Genomic DNA, 22,795 nt, shown 5'->3' with positions numbered 1-22,795 from the left:
CCGATCGCCACGGGGCCGGCGGCGCGGACTACTCCCGGCCGAGCGAGGAGTAGGCGGCCTGCCTGCTGTTCTCCGGCACGTTGCCCAGCTTGTTGACCTCGTTCGCCAGCCCTTCGAGCACGGCGCGCAACTGGACCTGGGTGACCTCGGCGAAGGTGCGCAGGTAGGCGATGCGGCGTTCGAGCTCCTCGGCCTCGGCCGAGTGGACCTCACCGCTTGAGCGATAGACGTTGACCGCCTGGCTGGCGGCCTCCTCCGCCCGCACCTGCGCCTCCTGGAGCATCTGCTCGTACTGGTGGCGCGCCTGGGCCACCAGCCGGCGGGCGTAGTCCTCCGCCTCGGCGATCTGCTGGTCAGCGGTCTGCTGGGCGCGGGAGAGGAGGTTGACCGCGTCGACGCTGAGCCTGGCCTGCTGCGTGGCCGGGCTGGCGACGTCGGTGCCGTGGTCCTTGTACCAGTTCTTCAGGCGATCGACCTCCGCGCGCAGGTCGGCCTTCTCCATGTCTCCGGACGCGATGTCGTCGGCCATGCGGTACAGGAAGGCCCGTACCTCTTCCGCGTTGTAGCCGCGCTGGCCGAGCTTGGTGCGCGAGAACTCCTTGTTGCGGACCCGTTCCGGCGGAAGTGGCTGGCGATCGTTCGCTGGGTGCTGTGCCCACGGCGTCTCTCCCGTCACTGCGCCCTACCTCCAGCACTGGTGAACTCGTCGAAGCGGATTTGCTCGGGCGGCACGCCGGCGTCGAGGAGCCGGGCGACCGTGCTGTGGACCATCTCTTCTGAGCCGCACACGAAGACATCCTGCCCGTGCCACGCCTTCAACGCGACGTCCCCGACGTGACCGTGCTCACCGCTGTAGAAGGCGTCGTTGGACACGACGGGCACCACACGCAGCCACGGGTTCTCAATGTCGATCTTGGACAGTGCCTCGATGTCGTACAGCTCCCGGGATGTCCTGGCGCCCACGAAGAGGTGGACGTTGCGGCGCTGCCCTTCGTAGGCCACCTGCTCCACGAGCGCCTTGAGGGGAGCCAGGCCGGTGCCGCCGCCGATCAGGAGGAGATCCCTGGGCGGGTTCGCGTCGAGCGTCAGCCGGTCGCCCACCGGTGCGCCGATCCGCAGGATGTCACCGCGCTGCGCTCCGTGGGCCAGGGCGGTGCTGACCACGCCGCCGTCGACCACGCGTACGTGCAGGTCAATGGTATTGTCGCGGCGCGGCGCGTTGGCGAAGGAGTAGAAGCGCCACATTCTCGGTCGCAGCGGGGTCGCGATGGACGCGGACTGCCCCGCGCGGAAGGCATAGGCGTAGTTCAGGCGGGCCCGGATCACCGCGATGCCGGGGGCGCGCAGTTCGTGGAGGATGATCTCACCCTCCCACCAGGGCGGCGTCGTGGCCGCCGACTCCTCGGCCGCCTCGTTCATCACCTTCGCGACCAGGCCGTAGGCCGCCGTCCAGTCGCGTGCCAGCGCGGGCGTCCAGCGGTCGCCGAGGAAGTGCTGCAGGGTGGCGAGCAGGGCCTGCCCGACAGCGGGATAGTGCTGCGCGACGACGGCGAACTTGCGGTGGTCGCGGCCGAGCTGTTGCAGGAACGGGACCAGGTCGTCGACCCGGTCGACGTTGCTGACGATGTGCCCCAGCGCGTTGACGAGCCGGTCTCGCTGATTGGCCATCGACACCGGGAACAGGGCCCGGGTCTCCGGATACATCAGGAATAGTGCCGAGTAAAAGAACAGCGGCACCTGATCGCCCGAACGGGCGACCAGATGCCAGCTTTCCTTCAGAGCTTGCGTGTCCACTTACCCGGCTGCCTCTGCGGGCTTCTCCACGATGGATCCGCGTACCTGGCCCAGGACCGTGGTGACGTGTTGGATGAGGTCGTCGTCGGCGCCGTGGTCGTCCCTGAGCACGGTGACTAAGATCTCGCCGACTCTCGCGTAGTGCTCCTCGGTGATGCCCATGCCCCGGTGCGCGTCGGCCAGGTCGCGGCCTTCGTATGCCTCGGGGCCGCCGAGGACGGAGCACAGCAGCATGACCAGGTGGCGCTTGAGCCTCGGCATGTCGATGCCGTCGAAATACGGCTTGAGGTCGACGTCGTCGAGGATGACCGCGTAGAAGCGGTCGACCACTTCACGCACGGTTGACGCACCGAGTTTCTCGTAATACGTAGCCATAGCTACTACAAAACCCCCTAAAACCGGACAAAGTTTTCACGCATGTTTACGTGACGTAAATTCCGCAGTTCGCTGCTGGTATGACGCCTTTCCGGCTGGACGATCGTCAGTCGGTCACCAGGGCGTCCCCCTCGGTGGAGGTCACGTCATCGAGGTCTGTACGGTGCCTCGACCGGGTTCGCTCGCTCAGCGAATGAACGGGGGTGATCGCGTTCACCTCGGCCGACGTCCCCCGAGGCGGCAGGGAACCCTTCACGGCCGGGCTGACCGACGGGAAAGCGGAGTCGACGATCACGGGCCGCGGCGGTGGGATCACACCGCCCACCCTTGCCGTCTCCGCCACCGCAGCCAATGCTGCGCGCGGTCTGAGCGCCATTCATGCCCCCACAGAGCGGTTCCTGTGCAGGCCGTAAACCTGTACTGGCCCTTTACCCTTCAGGTTTTCCGAGCACGCGAACATGTCTCACGAACACTAAGGGTTGATCAAGGCGCTCGCAACCCGTCTTACACCGACAAAGCCGCATTTTTCTGACCGCTATTCCGCCGTCAATCGACGTTCGACCTGGAGTAACCGTTATCTCCGAGGGCCGTTCGGGGCGGACCGGCTAACGCGGGATGCCGATCGTCTCGGAGGAGGCGTCCAGCGGCCGCTCCGGCTCGTCCCGAAACCGCGCCGGGCGGACCCTGCGCCACAGGTACGGGGCCAGCACCGCGACCACCGCCCCGCCCGCACCGGCGACCAGCAACATGTACGCGGGAACCCCGCCGGAGCCCGCGACGGGCGCGACCGGCGCCGAAGAAGCAGAGGACGGCGAAGGAGCCGGAGAGGCGGCCACGGGCGCCCCCTTGCCCACCGGGAACCCGGGCGGCCGCACGGCCCCCCAATAGTCCTTCTGCCCACCGACCAGCGTGCCAGGCGGCACCGGATTGATCGTGAGCCCTCCGGGAACGGTGAGCGTCCCCACGTCGTACGGCCGGAACACCCCCTGGATGCCCTCCACCTTCCACACCCCGCCGGGCACGACCACCGACGTGGCGTAGTGCCCGGCCTCGGGCAGCGCCGTCCCCTCGAACCGCAGGCTCTCGCCGTCCTGGCGGGTGAACCGCAGCGCGACCGTCCCGAGATCGCCCGGGAACAGATGGGTGCCCTGTTGCAGCACCCAGAATCCCAGCGTGTACGGCGTACCGGCCTCGAACCGGGACGGCCCGGGGTCCAGGAAGGTCACCGCCAACCCGCCGGCGGCGGCAGCGGGACCGCCTCCGAGCGCCAGCGCCACGACGGCGACCAATAACGCCATAAGCCTCTTCATGAGGACCACCTCCGCTGTCGGTACACCGCGAAGGCACTCCAGGTTCTCCGGAGCGGCGAAGTCCGCTCAATGGAGGCGACCGTGGCGGCCGTCCGAAGGGTCCGGCCGCCCGCCGACGCCATCACTCTGAGTAGTCGAGAAGGGTTGGTGTCAGGACGACTGGTTGTTCATGAACTGCGAGATCTTCCAGTCGCCACCGGCCTGCGACAGCAGGAACAGTTCGCGGAAGTTCTTGTCGGCCGTCTTGCTCGTCGCGCGCACCACGGCGTCCTCGGTGCCGAGTTCCTTCGACTCGTCGATGGTGTTGGTGGCCTGCGCCATCGACTTGGCCTTGTCCTGGAACAGCTTGCGGATCGCCGCCGTGCCCTCGGCCGTCGGCTGCCCGGCCCAGGCGACCACGGCGTCGTTGGAGAAGGAGCCGACGATCTGGTCGACGTTCCCCGACTTCATGGCGTTGAAGAAGTTTTGGACGGCCGTCTGCGCCTGACCGGCCCCGCCGGTGCTCGTCGGAGACTCCATGCCCGTCTCTCCCGGCGACATGGAGCCGGTGTCCGTCGGCGTCGCCGGGCTGGCCGCGCCCTTCATCGCCTGCGTGGTGCTGCCCGAGCAGCCCGCGACGAGGACGGCGGGAACTATCGCGACCAGCAGGAGTGCCCTGCACTGAGAAATCTTGCTCATGGCCGCTTTGATGCCCGCGCCGGTCGTCGGCGAATGCGGAGTTTAGCCACTCCGCACGACCCCTTTACCTGGTCCGGGTATTACTCACAGTAACGCTTCACTGGTTTTGGAGAGACCGTTCAGTGTTGTGATCGTTGCCGCCACGAGACCAGCCGACGGGGTGCCGCCTATAGCGTCCCTCCAGTGCCGCGAACACACGCGAACCCCGAACCCCTCCCCCAGCGCGAGGACGCCGAGCGCTGCGCCCATGTCGACTCAGATCGGCGCTGCGTGCTGCCGGCGGCCCACCGGAGCCCACACGTCTACCCTCCGGTGGAGACCAGAGCGTAGTGGGCGTGGGCCCTCGGCGCAGCCGATACGCGAGAAAGCGCCTCAACCGAGGCTGACCTCCACGGTCCCGCCCGCCACCCGCACCGGATAGACGGGCACCCCCACCTCGCCCTCGTCCAGGCACACCCCCGACACCAGCGAGAACACCTGCTTGTGCAGCGGCGAGGCCACGGTCGGCTCGCCCCTCCTGGTGCCGACGATGCCGCGCGAGAGCACGTACGCCCCGCTGAACGGGTCGAGGTTGCCCAGCGCGTGCAGGGCGCCGTCGTAGGTGCGGAAGACCGCCACCTGCACGCCCTCGACCAGGGCGCAGACGCCGCGTTCCGGGAGCAGCGCGTCGTAGTCGCAGATCCGCGTCCAGGTCATCGCGCCATCACCGGCTTGATCTGGCCGCGCTCGGTGTCGAACACGATCGACGGGTCGGGCATGCCCGGCGCGTTGACGAAGCTGACGAACCTGCTCAGCTTCTCCGGGTCGTCGAGTGTGGCCTGCCATTCGTCGGCGTACGTGGCGATGTGGTGTTCCATCTGCGCGTCCAGGTCGGCGCAGATGCCCAGCGAGTCGTCCATGATCACCTCTCGGAGGTAGTCGAGCCCGCCCTCCAGCGACTCGATCCAGGCGGCGGTGCGCTGCAGGCGGTCGGCCGTGCGGATGTAGAACATCAGGAACCGGTCGATGGTCCTGATCAGCTCGTCGGTGGTCAGGTCGTTGGCCAGCAGGTCGGCGTGGCGGGGCTTGAAACCGCCGTTGCCGCCGACGTACAGGTTCCAGCCCTTCTCGGTGGCGATGATGCCGAAGTCCTTCGAGCGGGCCTCGGCGCACTCGCGGGCGCAGCCGGAGACGGCCGACTTGAGCTTGTGCGGCGAGCGCAGCCCTCGGTAACGCAGTTCCAGCGCGATGGCCATGCCGACCGAGTCCTGCACGCCGTAGCGGCACCAGGTCGATCCGACGCAGGACTTGACCGTGCGCAGCGCCTTGCCGTAGGCGTGCCCCGACTCGAATCCGGCCTCGACCAGCCGCCGCCAGATCTCGGGGAGCTGCTCGATCCTGGCCCCGAACAGGTCGATCCGCTGCCCGCCGGTGATCTTCGTGTAGAGCCCGTAGTCGCGCGCCACCTCTCCGATGACGATGAGCTTGTCGGGCGTGATCTCGCCGCCGGGGATGCGCGGGACGACCGAGTACGTGCCGTTCTTCTGGATGTTGGCCAGGAACGCGTCGTTGGTGTCCTGCAGCGTGGCCCGCTCGCCTTCGAGCACGTGCCCGTTGTGCAGCGAGGCCAGGATCGAGGCCACGGCCGGTTTGCAGATGTCGCAGCCCCTGCCGTGCCCGTGCTCGCAGATGAGCTGGGAGAACGTGGTGACCTTCCGGACGCGGACGATGTCGAACAGCTCGGCCCGCGAGTAGGGGAAGTGCTCGCACAGTGCCTTGCTGACCTCGACGCCCGACTTCTCCAGGAGCTGCTTGAGCATCGGCACGCAGCTTCCGCAGGTCGTCCCGGCCCGCGTGCACGCCTTGACGCCCGGCACGTCGGCGACGCCCTTGTCGGCGATGGCGGTGCGGATCTGGCCCGCGCACACGTTGTTGCACGAGCACACCTGCGCGTCGTCCGGCAGGTCCAGGGCGGCCCCCGCCCCGCTGAACAGCAGGTCGGACGGCGAGGCCGGCAGTTCCTTGCCGACGAAGGGCCGCAGCGAGGTGTACGGGGAGGCGTCGCCCACGCAGATGCCGCCGAGCAGCGTCCGCGCGTCGTCGCTGATGAACAACTTCTTGTAGACGCCGGCCACCGGGTCCATGTAGGTCACGTCGAGCGCCCCGGACATCGCCCCGAACTGCGCCACCTCGACCCCGAGCAGCTTGAGTTTGGTGGACATGTCGGCGCCGTCGAACGTCGAGGACCCGCCCGTGATCCGGTCGGCCGCCACCTCGGCCATCGTGTTGCAGGGCCCGACCAGCCCGTAGATCATGCCTGCGGCCAGTGCGCACTCGCCGATGGCGTACACGGCGGGGTCGGAGGTGCGCATCGCGGGGTCCACCACGATGCCGCCGCGTTCGCCCACCTCCAGCCCGCAGGAGCGGGCCAGCTCGTCGCGCGGCCTGATGCCCGCGGAGAAGACCACGACCTGCGCCTCGATCAGCGTCCCGTCGGGTTTGCGCAGCCCGGTGACCTGGCCGCCCGCGTCGGCGACGATCTCCCGCACGCCCGCGCCCGCGTGCACGCTCAGGCCGAGCCCCTCGATGTGGGACTTCAGCAGCGCGCCGCCGCCCTCGTCGACCTGCCGGGGCATCAGCCAGGGGCTCATCTCGACGATGTGCGCCTTCAGCCCGAGCGCCCGCAGCGCGTCGGCGGCTTCCAGGCCGAGCAGCCCGCCGCCGACGACGACGCCCTCGACGGCGTCCTTGGCGGCCACCCTGATCGCGTCCAGGTCCTCGATCCTGCGGTAGACGAAGGCGTGCTCGGCCCCCGGCACCGGCGGCACGAACGGCGTGGAGCCGGTGGCCAGCACCAGCACGTCGTACGGCTCGACGCCGCCGTCTGCCAGCGTGACGCGGCGGGCGTCCCGCTCGATGCCGGTCACCCGGGTGTTCAGCCGTGTCACGATCCCGGGGGGCACCTCGTAGGTCAGGTCCTCCGCTCCGGTACCCGACAGGTAGGAGGTCAGCGCCACCCGGTCATAAGCCGGGCGGGGCTCCTCCCCGATCACGGTGATCCGGCCCTCGAAGCCCTTGCCGGTGAGGGTCTCGACGAGCCGGTGCGCGGCCGGCCCATATCCGACGACGACGATCCTGTTCATACGGACACTCCTTCTTGCTCGCACAACCAGCCGACGATGCCCTCCACGGCGTCCTTGCAGGTCCCGCAGCCGGTCGTGGCCCTGGTCGCGGCGGCCACCCCGGCCACGTCGCGGGCCCCGGCCTCCCAGCACGCCCTGATCTGGCCCTTGGTCACGTTGTTGCACTGGCAGACCTTGGCCGCGTCCGGCATCAGCACCGGGCTGTCGGCCACGGGCGCCGACGACAGCCCGGGGAACAGCAGGCCGGCCCGGTCCCCCGGCACCGGCCCGCCACGGTCGAACAGCTGGGTGAGCGTGCCGACGGCGTCGCTCTCGCCCAGCACGATCGCGCCGACCAGCCGGCCGTCGCGGATGACGAGCTTGCGGTAGGTGCCTCGGGCCCGGTGGCTGAAGCGCACCACCTCCGCGTGCTCCTCCGACAGCTGGGTCTCGCCCATCGCGGCCAGCTCGACGCTCTTGGCCTTGAGCCGGGTGACCAGCCGGGAGCCTCGGTAGAGGGCCTTGCCTCCGGTGATGACGTCGGCGGCCACGCCCGCCTGCTCCCAGGCGGGGGCGACCAGGCCGTACACGGTGCCGTCGTGCTCGGCGCACTCGCCGATCGCGAAGATCGCCGGGTCGTCGGTGCGCAGTTCGTCGTCCACGACGATGCCGCGCCGCACCTCCAGCCCGGCGTCGGCGGCGAGCCCCGTAACAGGGCGGACGCCGCAGGCGAGCACGACCAGGTCGGCCTCGATGAGTTCGCCGCCGGTCACGCGGACGCCGTCCTCGTCCACGGAGGCGGCGCTGAGGCCGGTGCGGATCTCGACGCCGAGCCCGGCCAGCGTCTCGCCGAGCACCTCGCCCGCCTCGACGTCGAGCTGCCGCTCCATGAGGTGGCCCGCCAGGTGCAGCAGCGTGACGGGCAGCCCCCGGCCCGCGAGCCCTCGGGCGGCCTCGATGCCGAGCAGGCCGCCGCCGACGACCACGGCGTTGCCGGCGCGTTCCGCGGCCTCGATGATGCGCTCGCAGTCGTCCAGCGTGCGGAACGGGATGGCCCGCTCCACGCCGGGGATCGGAGGCACCACGGCGTCGCTGCCGGTGGCCAGGACCAGCAGGTCGTACGGCGTGCGCCGCCCGTCCTCGGTGACGACGTGCCTGGTCTCCCTGTCGATGTGGGCGACCGCGCTGCCGAAGACGGCCTCCACGTCGTGCGCGGCGTACCAGGAGGCCTCCAGCAGACGCACCTGCTCGGGCCTGGAGCTGCCGGCGAGCACGTTCGACAGCAGCACCCGGTTGTAGGGATGGCGCCGCTCGGCGCCGAAGACGGTGATCCTGATGTCGGGATCCCGCTCGCGCACCTCGCTGACCAGCCGCGATCCGGCCATCCCGTTGCCGACGACGACAAGCCTCATGAGTCCCTCTCCACCCTGACCGCGCAGACCTTGAACTCCGGCATCCTGGACGTCGGGTCAAGGGCCGGGTTGGTGAGCCGGTTGGCGCCCTCCCAGTGGAAGGGCATGAACACGGTGTCGCGCCTGATGGCGTCGCTGATCCTGGCCACGGCCTTGCTCTGGCCTCGCCTGCTGCTGACCCGCACGACGTCCCCCACGACGATGCCGAGCTGCTCGGCCAGGTCGGGATGCAGCTCGACGTACGGCTCGGGGGCGGCCTTGACCAGCGGCGCGATCCTGCGGGTCTGGGCGCCGCTCTGGTAGTGGGCCAGCACCCGGCCGGTGGTCAGGTAGACGGGGTAGTCCTCGTCGGTCTCCTCCGCGGCCGGACGGTGCTGGACGGGCACGAACCTGGCGCGGCCGTCCGGGGTGGCGAAGGAGTCGAGGAACGGGCGCGGCGTGCCCGGGTGCCCCGGCGACGGGCAGGGCCAGAACACGCCGCTCTCGTCCGCGATGCGTTCGTAGGTGATGCCGGAGTAGTCGGCCGGGCCGCCCGCGCTGGCGCGGCGCAGCTCGTCGAAGACCTCGGCGGGGTCGGCGGGGAAGTCGTGCCCGAGCCGTCCCGCGAGCCCGGCGATGACGTCGAGGTCGCTCCTGACGCCCTCGGGCGGGTCGACGGCCCGGCGGCGGAGCAGGACGCGGCCTTCGAGGTTCGTCATGGTACCGCTCTCCTCGGCCCACTGCGTCACGGGGAACACCACGTCGGCCAGCGCGGCGGTCTCCGACATGACGAAGTCGCAGGTGACCAGCAGGTCGAGGGCGCCGATGCGCTCGGCGACGCGTTCGGAAGCAGGCGCCGAGATGATCGGGTTGGACCCGAACAGCAGCAGCGCGCGCGGCCCTTCCTGGGTGCCGAGAGCGTCGAGCAGCTCGTACGCCGAGCGCCCGGGCCCCGGCAGGCTGGCGGCGGGAACGCCCCACACGCCGGCGACGTGCTCCCTGGCCGCCGGATCGTCGATCTTGCGGTAGCCGGGGAGCTGGTCGGCCTTCTGCCCGTGCTCCCTGCCACCCTGGCCGTTGCCCTGGCCGGTCACGCAGCCGTAGCCGGATCCGAACGTGCCGGGCAGGCCGAGCGCCAGCGCCAGGTTGATGAACGCCGAGACGGTGTCGGTGCCCTTGGCGTGCTGCTCGGCACCGCGCCCGGTCAGGACGTAGGCGTTGCCTGCGGCGGCCAGCGCCCTGACGGCCTGGCGCATCCGGTAGACGGGCACCCCGGTGACGCGTTCGACCCGCTCGGGCCACCAGGCCGACACCGAGGTGCGTACCTCGTCGAACCCGGTGGTGCGGGCGGCGACGTACGCCTCGTCCACGAGCTCGTCGGCGATGGCCAGGTGCAGCAGCCCCAGCGCGAGCGCCAGGTCGGTGCCGGGCGTGGGCTGCAGGTGCAGCCAGGCCAGTTTGGCGGTCTGGGTGCGGCGCGGGTCGATGACGATCACGCGCGGGCCCGACAGGTGGCGCACGAACGGCGGCATGGTCTCGGCCACGTTCCCGCCGGCCAGCAGGACGACGTCGGCACCGGCCAGGTCGGTGATCGGGAACGGCATCCCCCGGTCCATGCCGAACGCCCTGATGGAGGCGGCGGCCGCCGATGACATGCAGAAGCGGCCGTTGTAGTCGATCTGGCTGGTGCCGAGCGCGACCCTGGCGAACTTGCCGAGCTGGTAGGCCTTCTCGTTGGTCAGCCCGCCCCCGCCGAACACGGCCACGGCGTCGGGGCCGTGTTCTGCGCGGATGGCGGACAGCCGGTAGGCCACGTAGTCGAGCGCCACGTCCCACTCCACGGGCTGGCCGTGCAGGAGCGGAGCGGTCAGGCGCGTGCCGTTGGTGAGCAGCTCGCCCGCCGTCCAGCCCTTCTGGCACAGGGCGCCGGAGGCGTTGGCCGGGATGTCGGTCCTGGGGCTGATGGCCAGCCCCGGGCCGATCTCCATGCCGCACTGCAGGGCGCAGTACGGGCAGTGCGTCTTGGTCACGGGTTCTTCCACTGGGTCAGACCCGGGCGTAGGCCAGGCTCGCCACGACCTTGGCGCCGACCTTGCGGGTGTAGCACCACCAGGTCAGCGCGAGGCAGGCCATGTAGAACACCCCGAAGGCGAGGAAGGCGGGGGCCGGGGTGCCCGCCGCGGCGAACGACATGCCGAACGCCCGGTTGATGAGGAACCCGCCGAGCGCTCCGACGGCCGAGATGATGCCGATGGCGGCCGAGGCCTGGCGCTTGCCGTACAGCAGGGCCTCCTCGCCCTCGCCGCGCTCGGCCACGGCCTTGGCCTGGAAGATGGCCGGGATCATCCGGTAGGTGGAGCCGTTGCCGACGCCGGAGGTGAGGAAGAGCACCTGGAAGGCCAGGAAGAACAGCCAGAAGCTGCCCGACGTGCTGGCCATCCAGACCAGCACTACTCCGCCGCCCATCGCGGCGAAGTTCCACAGCGTGACGGGGGCGCCGCCGAGCCTGTCGGCCAGCCAGCCGCCCACCGGCCTGATCAGCGACCCGATCAGCGGCCCGGCGAACGCCACCGCGGCGAAGGGCGCCTCGGGGAACAGGTTCGCGCTCAGCAGGGGGAAGGCGGTGGAGTAGCCGATGAAGGAGCCGAAGGTGCCGATGTAGAGGAACGACATGATCCATGTCTGGGCCTTGCCCGCCACCGCGAGCTGCTCGCGCGGGTCGGCCTTGGCGCTGGTGAGGTTGTCCATGAAGAACCAGGCGCAGGCGGCGGCCACGACGATGAACGGGATCCAGAACCACCCGGCCGCGGCCAGGCCCAGCGCGCCGATCACCAGCGGCATGACGAGCTGGACGGAGCTGACCCCGATGTTGCCGCCCGCCGCGTTCAACCCCAGCGCCACCCCCTGCTGGTTGCGGGGGTAGAAGTAGGTGATGTTGGCCATGCTGGAGGCGAAGTTCCCGCCGCCGAACCCGGCCAGCGCCGCGATCACCAGGAACAGCCAGTACGGCGTCGCGGGGTTGCTCACCGCCACGCCGAGGAGCACGGCGGGGATGAGCAGCAGCACCGCGCTGACCACGGTGAAGTTGCGCCCGCCGAATCTGGCGGGGCCGAAGGTGTAGGGCACCCGGAGCACCGAGCCGACGAGGTTGGGCAGCGCGACCAGCCAGAAGAGCTGGTCGGTGGTGAACTCGTAGGCCCCGAGCTTGGTGGCCACGATGCTCCACAACGTCCACACGGTGAAGCCGAGGTGCTCGGCGGCGATCGAGAAGATCAGATTGCGCCGTGCCACGCGCTTGCCTGAACTCTCCCAAAAGGCCGGGTCATCGGGGTGCCACTCGGCGATCCAGCGCGCCATCGATCTCTCCTACACTCGGCGTCCGGGATGCCCAAGCTAGGAAGCGCTCGTTACGCACTTTGACGGTCCGTGGCTGTGCGTTCGTTACATGTGATTCACCTCGGTAACAAGCCACGCACAAGTGTCACCGCGGAAACATGCTGGAAATGATCGGTTACCGACCCGACCCCCGGGTACCTGCATTTCCAGCAAAGGGGGAAATATGATCAAAAAGCTACACGAAATGGGCGTCAGGTCGGATCACATGTACATCGCGGGGGCGGGGTCGATCATCCTGGCCTGCGGAGCCTGGCTGATGTCGAAGAACGCGGCACGATCGGGCCTGGACCGGGCCGACCGCTGGGGGATCTTCATCGGCGAGTGGGCGCCGACGTTCGTCGCGCTCGGAGTGGCGCTGCGCATCGAGGAGACCCACCGCGACCTGGCCGAACCGGGCGCGGAGATGTTCGAGCGAGCCGAGGCTGAACGGTCGCGCGCGGGCGTTTAACGAGGCCGTCACGCGGGTCATGTCACGCTGCGTGACCCGCGTGGCCGCCGCTCAGTCGCGCTCGGCCAGCCGCCGCAGGGGCTCGTCGGTCAGCCGGTACCGCAGCCACTCGTCCTGGCGCACCGCGCCCAGCTTGTCGTAGAAGCCGATGGACGGCTCGTTCCAGTCGAGCACCGACCATTCGAGACGCTGGTATCCGCGTTCCGCGCAGATTTCGGCCAGCTCCCCCATGAGCGCCAGGCCGTGCCCGCCGCCCCGGTGCCGCGGGCGCACGTAGAGGTCCTCCATGTAGATGCCGTGCACCCCTCTCCAGGTGGAGAAGGTGAGGAACCACAGCGTGAACCCGACCACCTCGCCCTCGTCCTCCGCGATGTGCACGAACACGGCGGGGCGCTCGCCGAAGAGCGCCGTGTGCAGCTGCTCCTCGGTGACACGCACCTCGTGGAGGGCCTTCTCGTAGTCGGCGAGCTCGCGGATCATGTCGGCGATGGCGGGCACGTCATCGGGCGTGGCTGGACGAATCATGGCATTCAGCGTACGGGCCTGTGGGCCCGTCATCTCATGTCCTTTTGTTCGAGCCTCGGGCCCTCTTCGCGCGTCCCCCGCCTCGGGCGCGGTCACCCGTCGCCATCCGGGACACTGGTCCAGGCAGCAGACCAGACGGGGAAGGACGTTTCACCATGGAAGAGCGCGGGTTGGGACGCACAGGACGCCAGGTGGGCGTGGTCGGCCTCGGCGCGTGGCAGCTCGGCGCCGATTGGGGCCAGGTGACCGAGGACGAGGCGTTCGCCACCCTGCGGGCGGCCGTGGACGCGGGAGTCACCTTCATCGACACGGCCGACGTCTACGGCGACGGCCGCAGCGAGCAGATCGTGGGCCGCTTCGTCAAAGGCCGTCCCGAGCTCACGGTGGCCACCAAGATGGGCCGCCGCCTGGAACAAATCCCAGAAAACTATGTGATGTCCAACTTCCGCGCCTGGAACGAGCGTTCCCGCCAGAACCTCGGCGTGGACACCATCGACCTGGTCCAGCTCCACTGCCCGCCCACGCCGGTGTACTCGGCGGACGCGGTGTTCGACGCCCTGGACACGCTCGTGGCCGAGGAGAAGATCGCCGCCTACGGGGTCAGCGTCGAGACCTGCGATGAGGCGCTGACGGCGATCGCCCGTCCCGGCGTGGCCGGCGTCCAGATCATCTTCAACGCGTTGCGGCTCAAGCCCCTGGAGCGGGTGCTCCCCGCCGCCCGCGCCGCGGGCGTGGCCGTCATCGCCCGGGTCCCGCTGGCCAGCGGCCTGCTGTCGGGCCGCTACGACGAGCACACGACCTTCGCCCCCGACGACCACAGGACCTTCAACCGGCACGGGGAGGCGTTCGACATCGGCGAGACCTTCTCGGGCGTCGACTTCGCCACCGGCCTGGAGGCCGTCCGGCGCCTGGCTCCCCTGGTGCCGGAGGGGCAGACGATGGCGCAGTTCGCGTTGCGGTGGATCCTCAACCAGGAGGGCGTCTCCGTGGTCATTCCGGGCGCCCGCAACCCCGCCCAGGCCGGCGCGAACGCGTCCGCCGCCGCCCTGGCCCCGCTCGACGCGGCGGCGCTGGAAGCGGTCCGTTCGGTCTACGACGAGCTGATCCGCCCGCAGGTGCACCACCGCTGGTAGCGGCGGAAAGGCGGCGGCCCCCCGGACTACCCAAGCCGGGGGGCCTGAAATGAAACCGCCATGTTTCGGCGCCGACGTCATTTAAGAGAACGGGTCACTTCTCAAGATGTGCGCTCTGCCATTGAGCCACCGCCGCATGATTGGAGCGGCGGGCCGGATTCGAACCGGCAACTCAACAATCCCAGCCCGTTCTCGATCGATTCGGCGCTCGACGGTCAATGCTGATTCTGGAGCGAGAATCTGAACTTGATCGGCCGCCTCTGCCATTGGGCTACCGGGGCGCGTCGAGCCCCGGGGAGGATTCGAACCTCCACTTCAACCGTTGGGTCAGCCTCAGGCATCAGCCTCAGCTTGCGCTCCTGGCGCACCCTCGCACGGCGGCGAGGGGGTCTATGGGGTTATCCGTTTCCGGCGAACAGGTACCCGAACACCTTCTCACCGATCTTCTGATCGACGATCTCGGCACCGTTCGCCTCCTCTCGGGCGTACTTCACCGCATCCTGCAGCTTCTGCACCCGGGCGAGCAACTCGTTGACGCGCCGCTGCGGCAGCGCGCCGGAGAAGACCACCTTCGTCCAGTAACCGACGACGACATCCTCGTTGTACACCTGCACCTGCGCCGGATGCTTCTCCGTCGCCTCGGCCAGCACGTGGTTGCGCGGCACCTTCTTGGTGCGGGTCGTCTTGACCGGCTCGGTGCGCCAGGCGTCGGAGTGCTCGTCGCGGGCCCATGTCTCGGCCGGGTCCAGGGTGGGCAGCTTGGAGACGAGCGTGTAGACGTCGGTGAGCTGCTTCTCCAGGAACAGCAGGTACGTCACGGGCACGTCCTCAAGCAGCACCGTGCCGTCGACCTTGACGCTGGCCTTGGCGTGACAGTTCGCCCAGTCCTTGGTGGCGGTCACGTCGAACAGCCGCGTCAGGCCGGCGCCCACTCCCTTGAGCACCTCTTCCGTCTGCACCTGCACCCGGGTGGACTCGGGCGGCAGCTGTTCGCCCTCGTCGTCGATCGGCTGGTAGGTGCGGGAGATACCGGAGAGCAGGGGTGCCTTCTGGATCTGGTGGTAGGCGTCGGTCACCTTGCGCTGGACGTCGGACTTCACGCCCTTTTCGACCGCGAGGATCTGGTTGAGCTTGGTCACGAACACGACCTTAGAGGCATCTTTCCCGCCCCACACCTCAATTTCCGCGAATCCCCCGTTCGCCGGTCATACCTCAAGGTAAATATTCCACTCGACCTGTACACCGTCCCGGCGGGCATGACGTCCTAATCCCGTTCACATCGTCCCCCGGACAGTGCTGGGCCGCAACCGCCACCGCCCGCACCGCCGCGCTCCTGCCGATCGGGAAAACCGCCTACCTGCTCCCCGGCAAATCCGCGAAGGACCGCTACGGCCGCCGGCTCTATTACGTGTGGTCCGCCAAGGGCGTGCACGTCAACCGCAACCTGATCCGCTTCGGGTACGGCAGGGCCGCCCTGTTCAAGCCGAACGACAAATACCTCAAGCTCTTCAGGTCCGAACGGTCGAAGGCCCAGGCCGAAAAGTTGCGCATCTGGTCCGGCAAATGCGACAAGCCAGGCGGCACCCCCACCCCCGCCCCAACCAAGCCCTCCGTCGACGACCCGCGCTTCCGGACCTGCGGCGAGGCGAACGCCAAGGGCTACGGCCCGTACGTACGGGGCAAGGACCCCGAGTACGCGTGGCACCAGGACCGCGACGGAGACGGCGTGGTCTGCGAACGCTGACGAAGCGGCCTCATGACCACCTACACCCAGTCTGCGTGCATCGCCGTGCGAACCCCTGGCTGCAATCGGTTGCAGCCAGCTTTCTGGGCCTTGGCCGCAGATACGTCTAGATCACTGCAATGGGTTGACATACGATCCGGGTGCCCCAAACCAGGAGGGAGCCGCCCATGTTAGGCCGCCGCGACGCCATGCGCGCCATGACGATGTCCGCCTTCGCCGCCCCGGTTCTCGGCGCGGTAACCGCTCGCGACCCGTGGGCGCGAGCCGACAGCATCGCGGCCCGGGTGCGCGGGCCGAGGTTCCCGCGCCGCCGATTCGACATCAGGGACTACGGCGCCTCCGGGGACGGGGTCACGGACTGCACGGCGGCCATCCGTTCCGCGATCAGGGCGTGTCACGAGGCGGGCGGCGGACACGTGGACGTGCCGGAGGGGCGGTTCGCGACCGGCGCCATCCATTTGTTGAGCAACGTGGACCTGCACGTCACCGAGGGCGCCCGACTGCTGTTCAGCACCGACCCGAAGGCGTATCTGCCGCTGGTGCTGACCAGGTTCGAGGGCGTCGAGCTCCTCAACTACTCCCCGCTGATCTACGCCTTCGGCCAGAGGAACATCGCGGTGACCGGGTCCGGCGTGCTCGACGGGCAGGCGGACAACGATCACTGGTGGCCGTGGAAGGGCTCGGGCGACCATGGCTGGGAGCCGGGCGAGCCGCGCCAGGCCGAGGCCAGGGCCGCGCTGTTCGTCCAGGCCGAGCAGGGGGTGCCGGTCAAGCAGCGGGTGTACGGCGAGGGCGGCTACCTGCGCCCGTCCTTCATCCAGCCCTACCGGTGCGAGAACGTGCTGATCGAGGGCGTCACCATCGTCAACTCGCCGATGTGGGAGATCCACCCCACACTGTCGCAGAACGTGCTCGTCCAGAACGTCACGGTCATGACGCACGGCCCGAACAACGACGGCTGCAACCCCGAGTCCAGCCGCATGGTGGTGATCCGCGGCTGCACGTTCGACACCGGCGACGACTGCATCGCGATCAAGTCGGGGCGGAACGCCGACGGCCGCCGGGTGAACGTCCCCAGCGAGTACATCCTCGTCGAGGGCTGTACCTTCCGCGACGGGCACGGCGGCATGACGATCGGCAGTGAGATGTCCGGCGGCGTGCGCGAGGTCTTCATCAGGGACTGCGCGATGTCCAGCCCCAACCTCGACATCGCGCTGCGGTTCAAGACCAACTCCGTACGCGGCGGGTTCGTCGAGGGCTTCCACGCCAGGGACCTCGAGATCGGCCAGGTCGGCGGCTCGGTCATCGACGTCAACTTCTTCTACGAGGAGGGTCCTGGGCACGGGTTCAACCCGAGGGTGGGCGGGATCGACGTACGGAACATGACCGTACGAACCGCCAAGCGCGCGCTCAACCTGCGCGGTTACGCCGACGCCCCGATCCGCGGGGTCACGCTGATGGACGTCGACTTCGGCGCCACCGCGACGCCGAGCGTGGTCGAGCACGTCGAGGACCTGGTGCTCAAGAACGTCCGCGCCAACGGGGAGCCCATGATCGTGCCCTGACCTTCAGGGCACGATGGGGCGCCGGCAGACATACGTCCGAGCGGGTGGCAGGTTCCGCCAGACGGTCCTGGTCGTCAGGACCTCGTCGAAGGAGGCGCCGAGCCGCCGCCGGAACCGTTTGCCCGGCCCGAACGAGGTGCCGGTCAGGTACGCGATCGTGGTGAAGCTCCCGCCCGGCGCCAGCACCTTGGCGACCTCTTCGATGATCTGCCCCTGCGTGCGTTCGGGGATGAGCGTCCAAGGTAACGCGCTCACCACCGCGTCCACCTCCCCCGCGCCGATGCGGGAGCCCAACTCGGCGGCGCTCATGTGCAACACCTCCAGCCACGGCCTGGTCACCGTCAAGTGATCGACCATCGCCCGATCGACCTCGACGGCGAGGTAACGCGCGTCATCGGGCAACCGCGACCTGATGAGGCCACTGACCGCGCCGGTCCCGGGGCCCAGCTCCAGCACGGTCGGCGCGCCCCGCCTCGGAACCACCTCGACCAACTGCGCGGCCAGAATCTCGGACGTGGGCGCGAACGCCCCGATCACCGCGGGTCTGCGCATGGCCGCTTTGAGGAAAACACCCAGATCCGTCTTCATGATCCGAATCTAGAAACGAGACGAGGCGATCGGATCCTGCCTGACGCCGATCTCCACCCTCCTCCCATCAGCCGGAGATCGGCCCCGCGCCTCCTCCGATCAGCCAGACAAAACAGGCCAATCAGCCAAGGCCCTCCTTCTCAAGGGTGACCGTCATCGCCTCCACGTCGGCCTCGCGTCCGATCCGTACATCGCCCGTACGACTCCGGCACCCGCGCCGGCCAGGAGCCAGGTCATGGGATCAAGACGGTCTTGCCGCGGAGCCGCCCGGCGACGGCCTGGTCGTGCACGGCGGCCAGGTCGGCCAGCGACCTCCGCTCGGCCACGTCGATCCTCAGGGTCCCGGCGTCCACGCGGGCAACCAGTTCGGCGAGCCGGGCGGCGTCACTGCGCACGAAGACCTGCTCCGTTCGCACCCCACGCCCGGCGTCCTCCGGGCCTGGCGTGGTCGTGCTGACGAAGGCCCCGCCGTCGGCGACCAGGTCCACCAGCCGCGCGGTCTCCTCCGGGCTGTTGCGCACCAGGTGCAGCACCACATCGAACCGCTGCCCTGCCATCGCCTCCAGGACGGGGGTGGCGGTGTAGTCGACGATCCGTCCCGCGCCGTTGGAACGGACGCGGTCGAGGCTGCGGGGGCCGGCGGTCGCGGTCACGGCGGCACCGGCCCGCGCGGCGAGCTGAACGGCGTACCCGCCCGCCCCGCCGCCCGCGCCGTTGATCAAGATGCTCTGTCCCGCCTTCACCTCGGCGTGCTCGAACAGCGCCTGCCAGGCCGTCAGCCCGGCCAAGGGCAGTGCCGCTGCGTCGGCCAGTTCGACGGTGCGGGGGGCGGCGGCCAGCAGGTCCGCGGGGGCGGTGACGTACTCGGCGGCCGCGCCGGGTGCGGTCGCCGGGAGGAACGCCACCACCGCGTCCCCGGCGCTCCAGCCGTTCACACGCTCGCCGACCTCGGTGATGACTCCTGCCACGTCGCAGTTCGGAACGTGCGGGAAGTTCACCGGGTAGGTGTGCCGCAGGATGCCCGCGCGGATCGCGACGTCCAGCAGGTTCAGCGAGGTGCCGGCCACCCGCACCACCACCTGCCCTGCGCCCGCGACCGGCCGGTCCGCCTCCTCGTAGACCAGGACTTCGCTGCAGTTCCAGGTCCTGACCCTCCTCGCCGCCGCCGACGGCCAGCTGACCATGACCTCTCTGGCCGACGGCGTCGTCTACAGCCGCAGCGGCCTGACCTACCAAGCCGGCCTGCTGGAGAAAGCCGGCCTCATCACCCGTGGCCCCAGCCCCGACGACGAACGCGCCACCCTGGTCACCATCACCGACAAAGGCGTGGCCCTGGTCAACCGCGTCCTGCCCGGCCACATCCAGGTCGTCCACCGGCTGCTGTTCGAGCCCCTGACCGACGACGAACTGGGCCGGCTCGGCGACATCATGACCCGCGTACGCGACCACATGCGCGCCCGGCCGCCCCGCTCCGCCGCCCCCCGCAAACGCCGCCCCACCCCTCAAGACCAGACCCCCTGACTACCCGGCGCAGCCTGCCGACGCCGGAGATCTCCCCTGCGCGGGGGAGGCCGCTCCCTCACACCGGGGAGGAACGGCACCCGGGACAAGGCCATCCTCGAAGGCTCCACCCCGTGACATTCGTTCGAGGAGAAGCCCCATGCCCGCGCACACCGTCTGGAGCAGACTGCATGGCCGCACCGCGGAAGGCGTGCCCCGCTGGGCCGTACTGGTCGCCTACGCCATCCCGCTGGTTGTGCTGCCCTCCAGCCTGTGGCGCATCGCCGGCTTCGTCCTCAACATGCCGCTACTGGAGTTCGGCCCCACCTCTCCCGGCGACCAAGAGGGGACGATCGGCGGGTGGTGGTACATCCTGCTGCTCAGCGTGGTCAGTGAGGCGGCGGCCTTTCTCGCCGTTGGCCTGATCAGCGAGTGGGGCGAGAGGTGGCCGCGCTGGGTACCGGTCCTGCGCGGCCGCCAGGTACCGGTCATGGCCGCGACCATCCCCGCGGGACTGGGCGCGCTCACGTTGCTGATCTTCCCGTACGCGATGACCATGATCACCTTCGGGCAGAAGATCAACGGCGACCCCACCGGGCTGGTCACGCACGGCTGGCAGACGGTGATCTTCCACCTCACGTACTGGCCGCTGGCCGCTTGGGGCCCCCTGCTAGCCCTGGTCACCGTGCACTACTACCGCCGCCGCACCACCTCACCCCGCGGCATCAGGTGCATACGCTGACTTCGTGGGCAGAGAGACGCTCGCTCAACTCCTCCGTGAAGCAGGAGAAGCAGACCAGGCCTGCTGCCGGGCGCTCACGGCGGGAGCGTACTTCGCGATATGGCCGGACCGGGTCGAGACGCTCTCCCTGATCAGGATCTACCAGCGTCGCGCACGTCACACGCGCCGGAAGAACATCCCAACCCTGGGCTTCGACGAGGCGGTCATGCAACTGACCAACTCCGGACTCCAGCACCTACTCCCCGGCATCGTGAAAGCATCGAGCCCCCTTACAACTTCCAGCTCTTCCTCTCCCCTGACGCATCGCGCGTAGTGGCCTGCCTCGGCATCAGCGGGGACCACTTGGAGCGCCCCTCCCCTGTCTGACGCACTCCATCCGCCATCAGCCAAGAAGGCATCAGCCGTGCAGGCCAGGCCCTCGGTCCAAATGAGCGTTCCTCCAATGACGGTTCCTGGGTCACCCAGCCTTTGAGGGCTTCGACCGCTCGGGCTCGATCTCCTTGCGCTCTTCGGCGGTGGTCACGAAGCTGCCCATGCCCGGCTCAGTACGGATCAGCCCATCGGCGCGGAGAGCGCGCATGACCTTCTGCCCGGTGGCGTTGGCGATGCCGAACTCCTCAATGAGGTCGATCAAGGACGGGATCCGCTCTCCCGCCTTGTACTCGCCCGTGCGGATACGCTCGGCGATGATCGCATGCACCTGCCGCCACCTGGGCAGATTCGCCTTCAGCTCCACCATTGCAGCAACGTTAGGGAGACATGCCGCGCCATGGCGATGGACAGCGCGCCAGGTGAGTGGCATGGACTTGCATGTGCCGGGCGACGGTGTACGAACTGTGCTCCAGATAGGCCATCTCCCAGCGAGCGGGCAGCGGTGGCGGTTTTGAGACAACTGGCAAGGCGCTCAATCAGACGTGCGGTGCCGGACGGGGAACGCCTCGGCAGCACGTCGGCCGAGAACTCGTCAGCCCTCGCGAGGACAGTCGGCTCCTGGATGCCGGACTCTCCGGTATCTGGGGAGCCGAATCGGAACGGGATGAAATGCAACCAGAGCTCGAGCAAATGTAACCAGCGCCTGGTTACATTTACTTCTGAGCCAGCGCGTGAACGAGTTGGTCGCACGTCTCGGCACGTCCGGGTCGGAGACGTGCGGGATCTCAGCTGTCTAGCGTTGCTTGAGGCGGAGTGCGTCTTTACGGGCCTCGGCCTGGGTGGACCGCTCGCGCTCCAGCCACTCTGGGTTCTCCGCTTTCAGCGCGTCGATCTCAGCGGTGGTGAGCGGTTCGGTGATCCCGCCTCTGAGCAGGCCGGAAATGGAGACCCCGAGCTTCGCGGCCACGACCTGCTTGGGGTGCGGGCCGTTGCGGCGCAGGTCAGTGAGCCAGGCGGGTGGCGTCGACTGCAACTTGTTCAGCTCGTCCCTGGAGACGACACCCGCCTGGAACTCGGCGGGAGTGGCCGAGAGGAGGACACCCAGCTTCTTGGCCGCGGTCTCGGGCTTCATCGTCTGGGTGGTCTTCGGTTTGGGCGAGGTCATGGCGCCAAGCGTAGTCAGTCGGAACGGGTTCCCTGACATCGGTACGCTGAGGAAGTGACTGATGGGGAGACCGGCAGAGTGTTCCGGCTGGCGTACGTGCCCGGGGTGACACCCGCGAAATGGGTCAACGTCTGGACCGAGAGGATCCCCGACGTGCCGATCACCCTGGTCGCGGCTCCCGCCGCCGAGGTGGTGGGGCTCCTGCGGGACGGCGGCGCCGACGCCGGATTCGTCAGGCTGCCGATCGACCGGGACGGACTCAGCGTGATTCCCCTCTACATGGAGACCACGGTGGTCGTGGTGCCCAAAGACCATGCGGCGACCGCCGCCGAAGAGGTGACCCTCGCCGACCTGACCGACGACGAGGTGCTCCATCCTCTGGACGACACCATCGAGTGGACGGTCCGGCCCGGGCTGCCCGCGTTCACCCGCCCGGCCACAACGGCGAACGCGATCGCGCTGGTAGCGTCCGGCACCGGGCTTCTCCTGGTTCCGCAGTCACTGGCGCGCCTCCACCATCGCAAGGATCTCACTTACCGGCCGGTGTCGGACGCGCCGCAGTCTCAGGTCGCGCTGGCTTGGCCCACGGACGCGACCACTGACCTGGTGGAAGATTTCATCGGCATCGTCCGCGGCCGGACAGTGAACAGCTCGCGGGGCCGCACCCCTGCCTCTCCTGCGGAGAAACCGGCACAGCGGCAGGCACAAAAACCCGCGCAGAAGGGCTCCGGTCGCCGGGCCGTGCCGGCCGGCCGTAGAAGGAAGGGCAACCGCCCTCGGTGACCCGCGGCCCAGGGTTCGAACCGGTGACCCCTCGTTTGCGAGGCACTTGTCAAAGTGGATGACGCCCTGCTCGATTGACCGACTGGGCCTGGGCTTTCAACTGGGCAGCAGTGTGAAGGCGTCGATATGGCGGGGCCGGACCACCCGGAAGCGCCGACGATCGACGGTAGCGACCCCTTTCAGGG

24 protein-coding genes are annotated in these 22,795 nt (G+C 69.1%); 7 read left to right on the top strand and 17 right to left on the bottom strand.

Annotated elements, in window-relative coordinates:
• Positions 1 to 28 precede the first annotated feature (28 nt).
• From ACFOY2_RS05825 to ACFOY2_RS05775, 11 genes are all read right to left on the bottom strand, one after another.
• A complete protein-coding gene (locus tag ACFOY2_RS05825; RefSeq protein WP_379526866.1) occupies positions 29 to 676 on the bottom strand; it encodes a DivIVA domain-containing protein in 648 nt (215 codons plus the stop codon).
• A complete protein-coding gene (locus ACFOY2_RS05820; RefSeq protein WP_379526865.1) occupies positions 673 to 1,794 on the bottom strand; it encodes a globin domain-containing protein in 1,122 nt (373 codons plus the stop codon). The genes ACFOY2_RS05825 and ACFOY2_RS05820 overlap by 4 nt, the downstream gene beginning before the upstream one ends.
• Positions 1,795 to 2,169, bottom strand: coding sequence for a group I truncated hemoglobin (locus ACFOY2_RS05815; RefSeq protein ID WP_379526864.1), 375 nt, complete (start codon positions 2,167 to 2,169; stop codon positions 1,795 to 1,797).
• A 106-nt stretch (positions 2,170 to 2,275) separates the two neighbouring features.
• The gene (locus ACFOY2_RS05810) at positions 2,276 to 2,485 is read right to left on the bottom strand and encodes a hypothetical protein (RefSeq protein WP_379526863.1); all 210 of its coding nucleotides are present in this window, start codon (positions 2,483 to 2,485) and stop codon (positions 2,276 to 2,278) included.
• A 289-nt stretch (positions 2,486 to 2,774) separates the two neighbouring features.
• Positions 2,775 to 3,479: a hypothetical protein gene (locus ACFOY2_RS05805; RefSeq protein WP_379526862.1), complete on the bottom strand. Its 705-nt coding sequence runs from the start codon at positions 3,477 to 3,479 to the stop codon at positions 2,775 to 2,777.
• A gap of 150 nt (positions 3,480 to 3,629) precedes the next feature.
• Positions 3,630 to 4,157 (bottom strand): YybH family protein, encoded by a 528-nt coding sequence (locus tag ACFOY2_RS05800; RefSeq protein ID WP_379526861.1) that lies wholly within the window; start codon positions 4,155 to 4,157, stop codon positions 3,630 to 3,632.
• 372 nt (positions 4,158 to 4,529) lie between these two features.
• Entirely contained in the window at positions 4,530 to 4,853 is a 324-nt protein-coding gene (gene nirD, locus ACFOY2_RS05795; protein ID WP_379526860.1) for a nitrite reductase small subunit NirD, read from the bottom strand.
• Positions 4,850 to 7,279 (bottom strand): nitrite reductase large subunit NirB, encoded by a 2,430-nt coding sequence (nirB, locus tag ACFOY2_RS05790; protein WP_379526859.1) that lies wholly within the window; start codon positions 7,277 to 7,279, stop codon positions 4,850 to 4,852. Before nirB ends, nirD begins: the two co-directional genes overlap by 4 nt.
• The gene (locus ACFOY2_RS05785; protein ID WP_379526858.1) at positions 7,276 to 8,670 is read right to left on the bottom strand and encodes an FAD-dependent oxidoreductase; all 1,395 of its coding nucleotides are present in this window, start codon (positions 8,668 to 8,670) and stop codon (positions 7,276 to 7,278) included. The genes nirB and ACFOY2_RS05785 overlap by 4 nt, the downstream gene beginning before the upstream one ends.
• Positions 8,667 to 10,679: a molybdopterin oxidoreductase family protein gene (locus ACFOY2_RS05780; RefSeq protein WP_379526857.1), complete on the bottom strand. Its 2,013-nt coding sequence runs from the start codon at positions 10,677 to 10,679 to the stop codon at positions 8,667 to 8,669. Before ACFOY2_RS05780 ends, ACFOY2_RS05785 begins: the two co-directional genes overlap by 4 nt.
• 16 nt (positions 10,680 to 10,695) lie before the next feature.
• Complete coding sequence (locus ACFOY2_RS05775; RefSeq protein WP_379526856.1) at positions 10,696 to 12,006, bottom strand: MFS transporter; 1,311 nt, start codon at positions 12,004 to 12,006, stop codon at positions 10,696 to 10,698.
• A 202-nt stretch (positions 12,007 to 12,208) separates the two neighbouring features.
• On the opposite strand from ACFOY2_RS05775, the gene ACFOY2_RS05770 reads away from it, so the two are divergent.
• Positions 12,209 to 12,493, top strand: coding sequence for a hypothetical protein (locus tag ACFOY2_RS05770; RefSeq protein WP_379526855.1), 285 nt, complete (start codon positions 12,209 to 12,211; stop codon positions 12,491 to 12,493).
• Between the two features lie 51 nt (positions 12,494 to 12,544).
• Here ACFOY2_RS05770 and ACFOY2_RS05765 read toward each other — a convergent pair whose 3' ends face one another.
• Positions 12,545 to 13,018: a GNAT family N-acetyltransferase gene (locus tag ACFOY2_RS05765; protein WP_379526854.1), complete on the bottom strand. Its 474-nt coding sequence runs from the start codon at positions 13,016 to 13,018 to the stop codon at positions 12,545 to 12,547.
• 155 nt (positions 13,019 to 13,173) lie between these two features.
• On the opposite strand from ACFOY2_RS05765, the gene ACFOY2_RS05760 reads away from it, so the two are divergent.
• Positions 13,174 to 14,151, top strand: a complete 978-nt coding sequence (locus tag ACFOY2_RS05760) for an aldo/keto reductase (protein ID WP_379526853.1) — start codon at positions 13,174 to 13,176, stop codon at positions 14,149 to 14,151.
• A 398-nt stretch (positions 14,152 to 14,549) separates the two neighbouring features.
• Here ACFOY2_RS05760 and ACFOY2_RS05755 read toward each other — a convergent pair whose 3' ends face one another.
• Positions 14,550 to 15,290 (bottom strand): DUF7873 family protein, encoded by a 741-nt coding sequence (locus ACFOY2_RS05755; RefSeq protein WP_379526852.1) that lies wholly within the window; start codon positions 15,288 to 15,290, stop codon positions 14,550 to 14,552.
• 50 nt (positions 15,291 to 15,340) lie between these two features.
• Here ACFOY2_RS05755 and ACFOY2_RS05750 point away from each other — a divergent pair, with 50 nt between their 5' ends.
• Together ACFOY2_RS05750 and ACFOY2_RS05745 are read left to right on the top strand one after the other, a co-directional pair.
• The gene (locus ACFOY2_RS05750) at positions 15,341 to 15,895 is read left to right on the top strand and encodes a thermonuclease family protein (protein ID WP_379527004.1); all 555 of its coding nucleotides are present in this window, start codon (positions 15,341 to 15,343) and stop codon (positions 15,893 to 15,895) included.
• Positions 15,896 to 16,062: 167 nt separating this feature from the next.
• Positions 16,063 to 17,460 carry a glycoside hydrolase family 28 protein gene (locus ACFOY2_RS05745; RefSeq protein WP_379526851.1) on the top strand — a complete coding sequence of 466 codons (1,398 nt, stop codon included), beginning with the start codon at positions 16,063 to 16,065 and terminating at the stop codon, positions 17,458 to 17,460.
• A gap of 3 nt (positions 17,461 to 17,463) precedes the next feature.
• On the opposite strand, the gene ACFOY2_RS05740 is transcribed toward ACFOY2_RS05745, so the two are convergent.
• Positions 17,464 to 18,048 carry a class I SAM-dependent methyltransferase gene (locus tag ACFOY2_RS05740; RefSeq protein WP_379526850.1) on the bottom strand — a complete coding sequence of 195 codons (585 nt, stop codon included), beginning with the start codon at positions 18,046 to 18,048 and terminating at the stop codon, positions 17,464 to 17,466.
• Positions 18,049 to 18,281: 233 nt separating this feature from the next.
• Positions 18,282 to 19,232, bottom strand: a complete 951-nt coding sequence (locus tag ACFOY2_RS05735) for an NADP-dependent oxidoreductase (RefSeq protein WP_379526849.1) — start codon at positions 19,230 to 19,232, stop codon at positions 18,282 to 18,284.
• Here ACFOY2_RS05735 and ACFOY2_RS05730 point away from each other — a divergent pair.
• Together ACFOY2_RS05730 and ACFOY2_RS05725 are read left to right on the top strand one after the other, a co-directional pair.
• Complete coding sequence (locus tag ACFOY2_RS05730) at positions 19,231 to 19,569, top strand: MarR family winged helix-turn-helix transcriptional regulator (protein ID WP_379526848.1); 339 nt, start codon at positions 19,231 to 19,233, stop codon at positions 19,567 to 19,569. The genes ACFOY2_RS05735 and ACFOY2_RS05730 overlap by 2 nt on opposite strands.
• 139 nt (positions 19,570 to 19,708) lie before the next feature.
• Positions 19,709 to 20,290, top strand: coding sequence for a hypothetical protein (locus ACFOY2_RS05725; RefSeq protein WP_379526847.1), 582 nt, complete (start codon positions 19,709 to 19,711; stop codon positions 20,288 to 20,290).
• A gap of 457 nt (positions 20,291 to 20,747) precedes the next feature.
• On the opposite strand, the gene ACFOY2_RS05720 is transcribed toward ACFOY2_RS05725, so the two are convergent.
• Both ACFOY2_RS05720 and ACFOY2_RS05715 read right to left on the bottom strand, forming a co-directional pair.
• Positions 20,748 to 21,029, bottom strand: coding sequence for a GntR family transcriptional regulator (locus ACFOY2_RS05720; RefSeq protein WP_379526846.1), 282 nt, complete (start codon positions 21,027 to 21,029; stop codon positions 20,748 to 20,750).
• Positions 21,030 to 21,455: 426 nt separating this feature from the next.
• Positions 21,456 to 21,827 carry a DUF5997 family protein gene (locus ACFOY2_RS05715; protein WP_379526845.1) on the bottom strand — a complete coding sequence of 124 codons (372 nt, stop codon included), beginning with the start codon at positions 21,825 to 21,827 and terminating at the stop codon, positions 21,456 to 21,458.
• Between the two features lie 54 nt (positions 21,828 to 21,881).
• Between ACFOY2_RS05715 and ACFOY2_RS05710 the strand changes: the two genes are divergently transcribed.
• Positions 21,882 to 22,610 (top strand): LysR family substrate-binding domain-containing protein, encoded by a 729-nt coding sequence (locus tag ACFOY2_RS05710; RefSeq protein WP_379526844.1) that lies wholly within the window; start codon positions 21,882 to 21,884, stop codon positions 22,608 to 22,610.
• Positions 22,611 to 22,795: the final 185 nt, after the last annotated feature.

It is taken from the genome of Nonomuraea purpurea (assembly GCF_042650645.1).
Classification (GTDB): domain Bacteria; phylum Actinomycetota; class Actinomycetes; order Streptosporangiales; family Streptosporangiaceae; genus Nonomuraea; species Nonomuraea purpurea.
The sequence above is the reverse complement of the archived record's forward strand: the minus strand, read 5'-3'. Positions and strand labels throughout refer to the sequence as shown.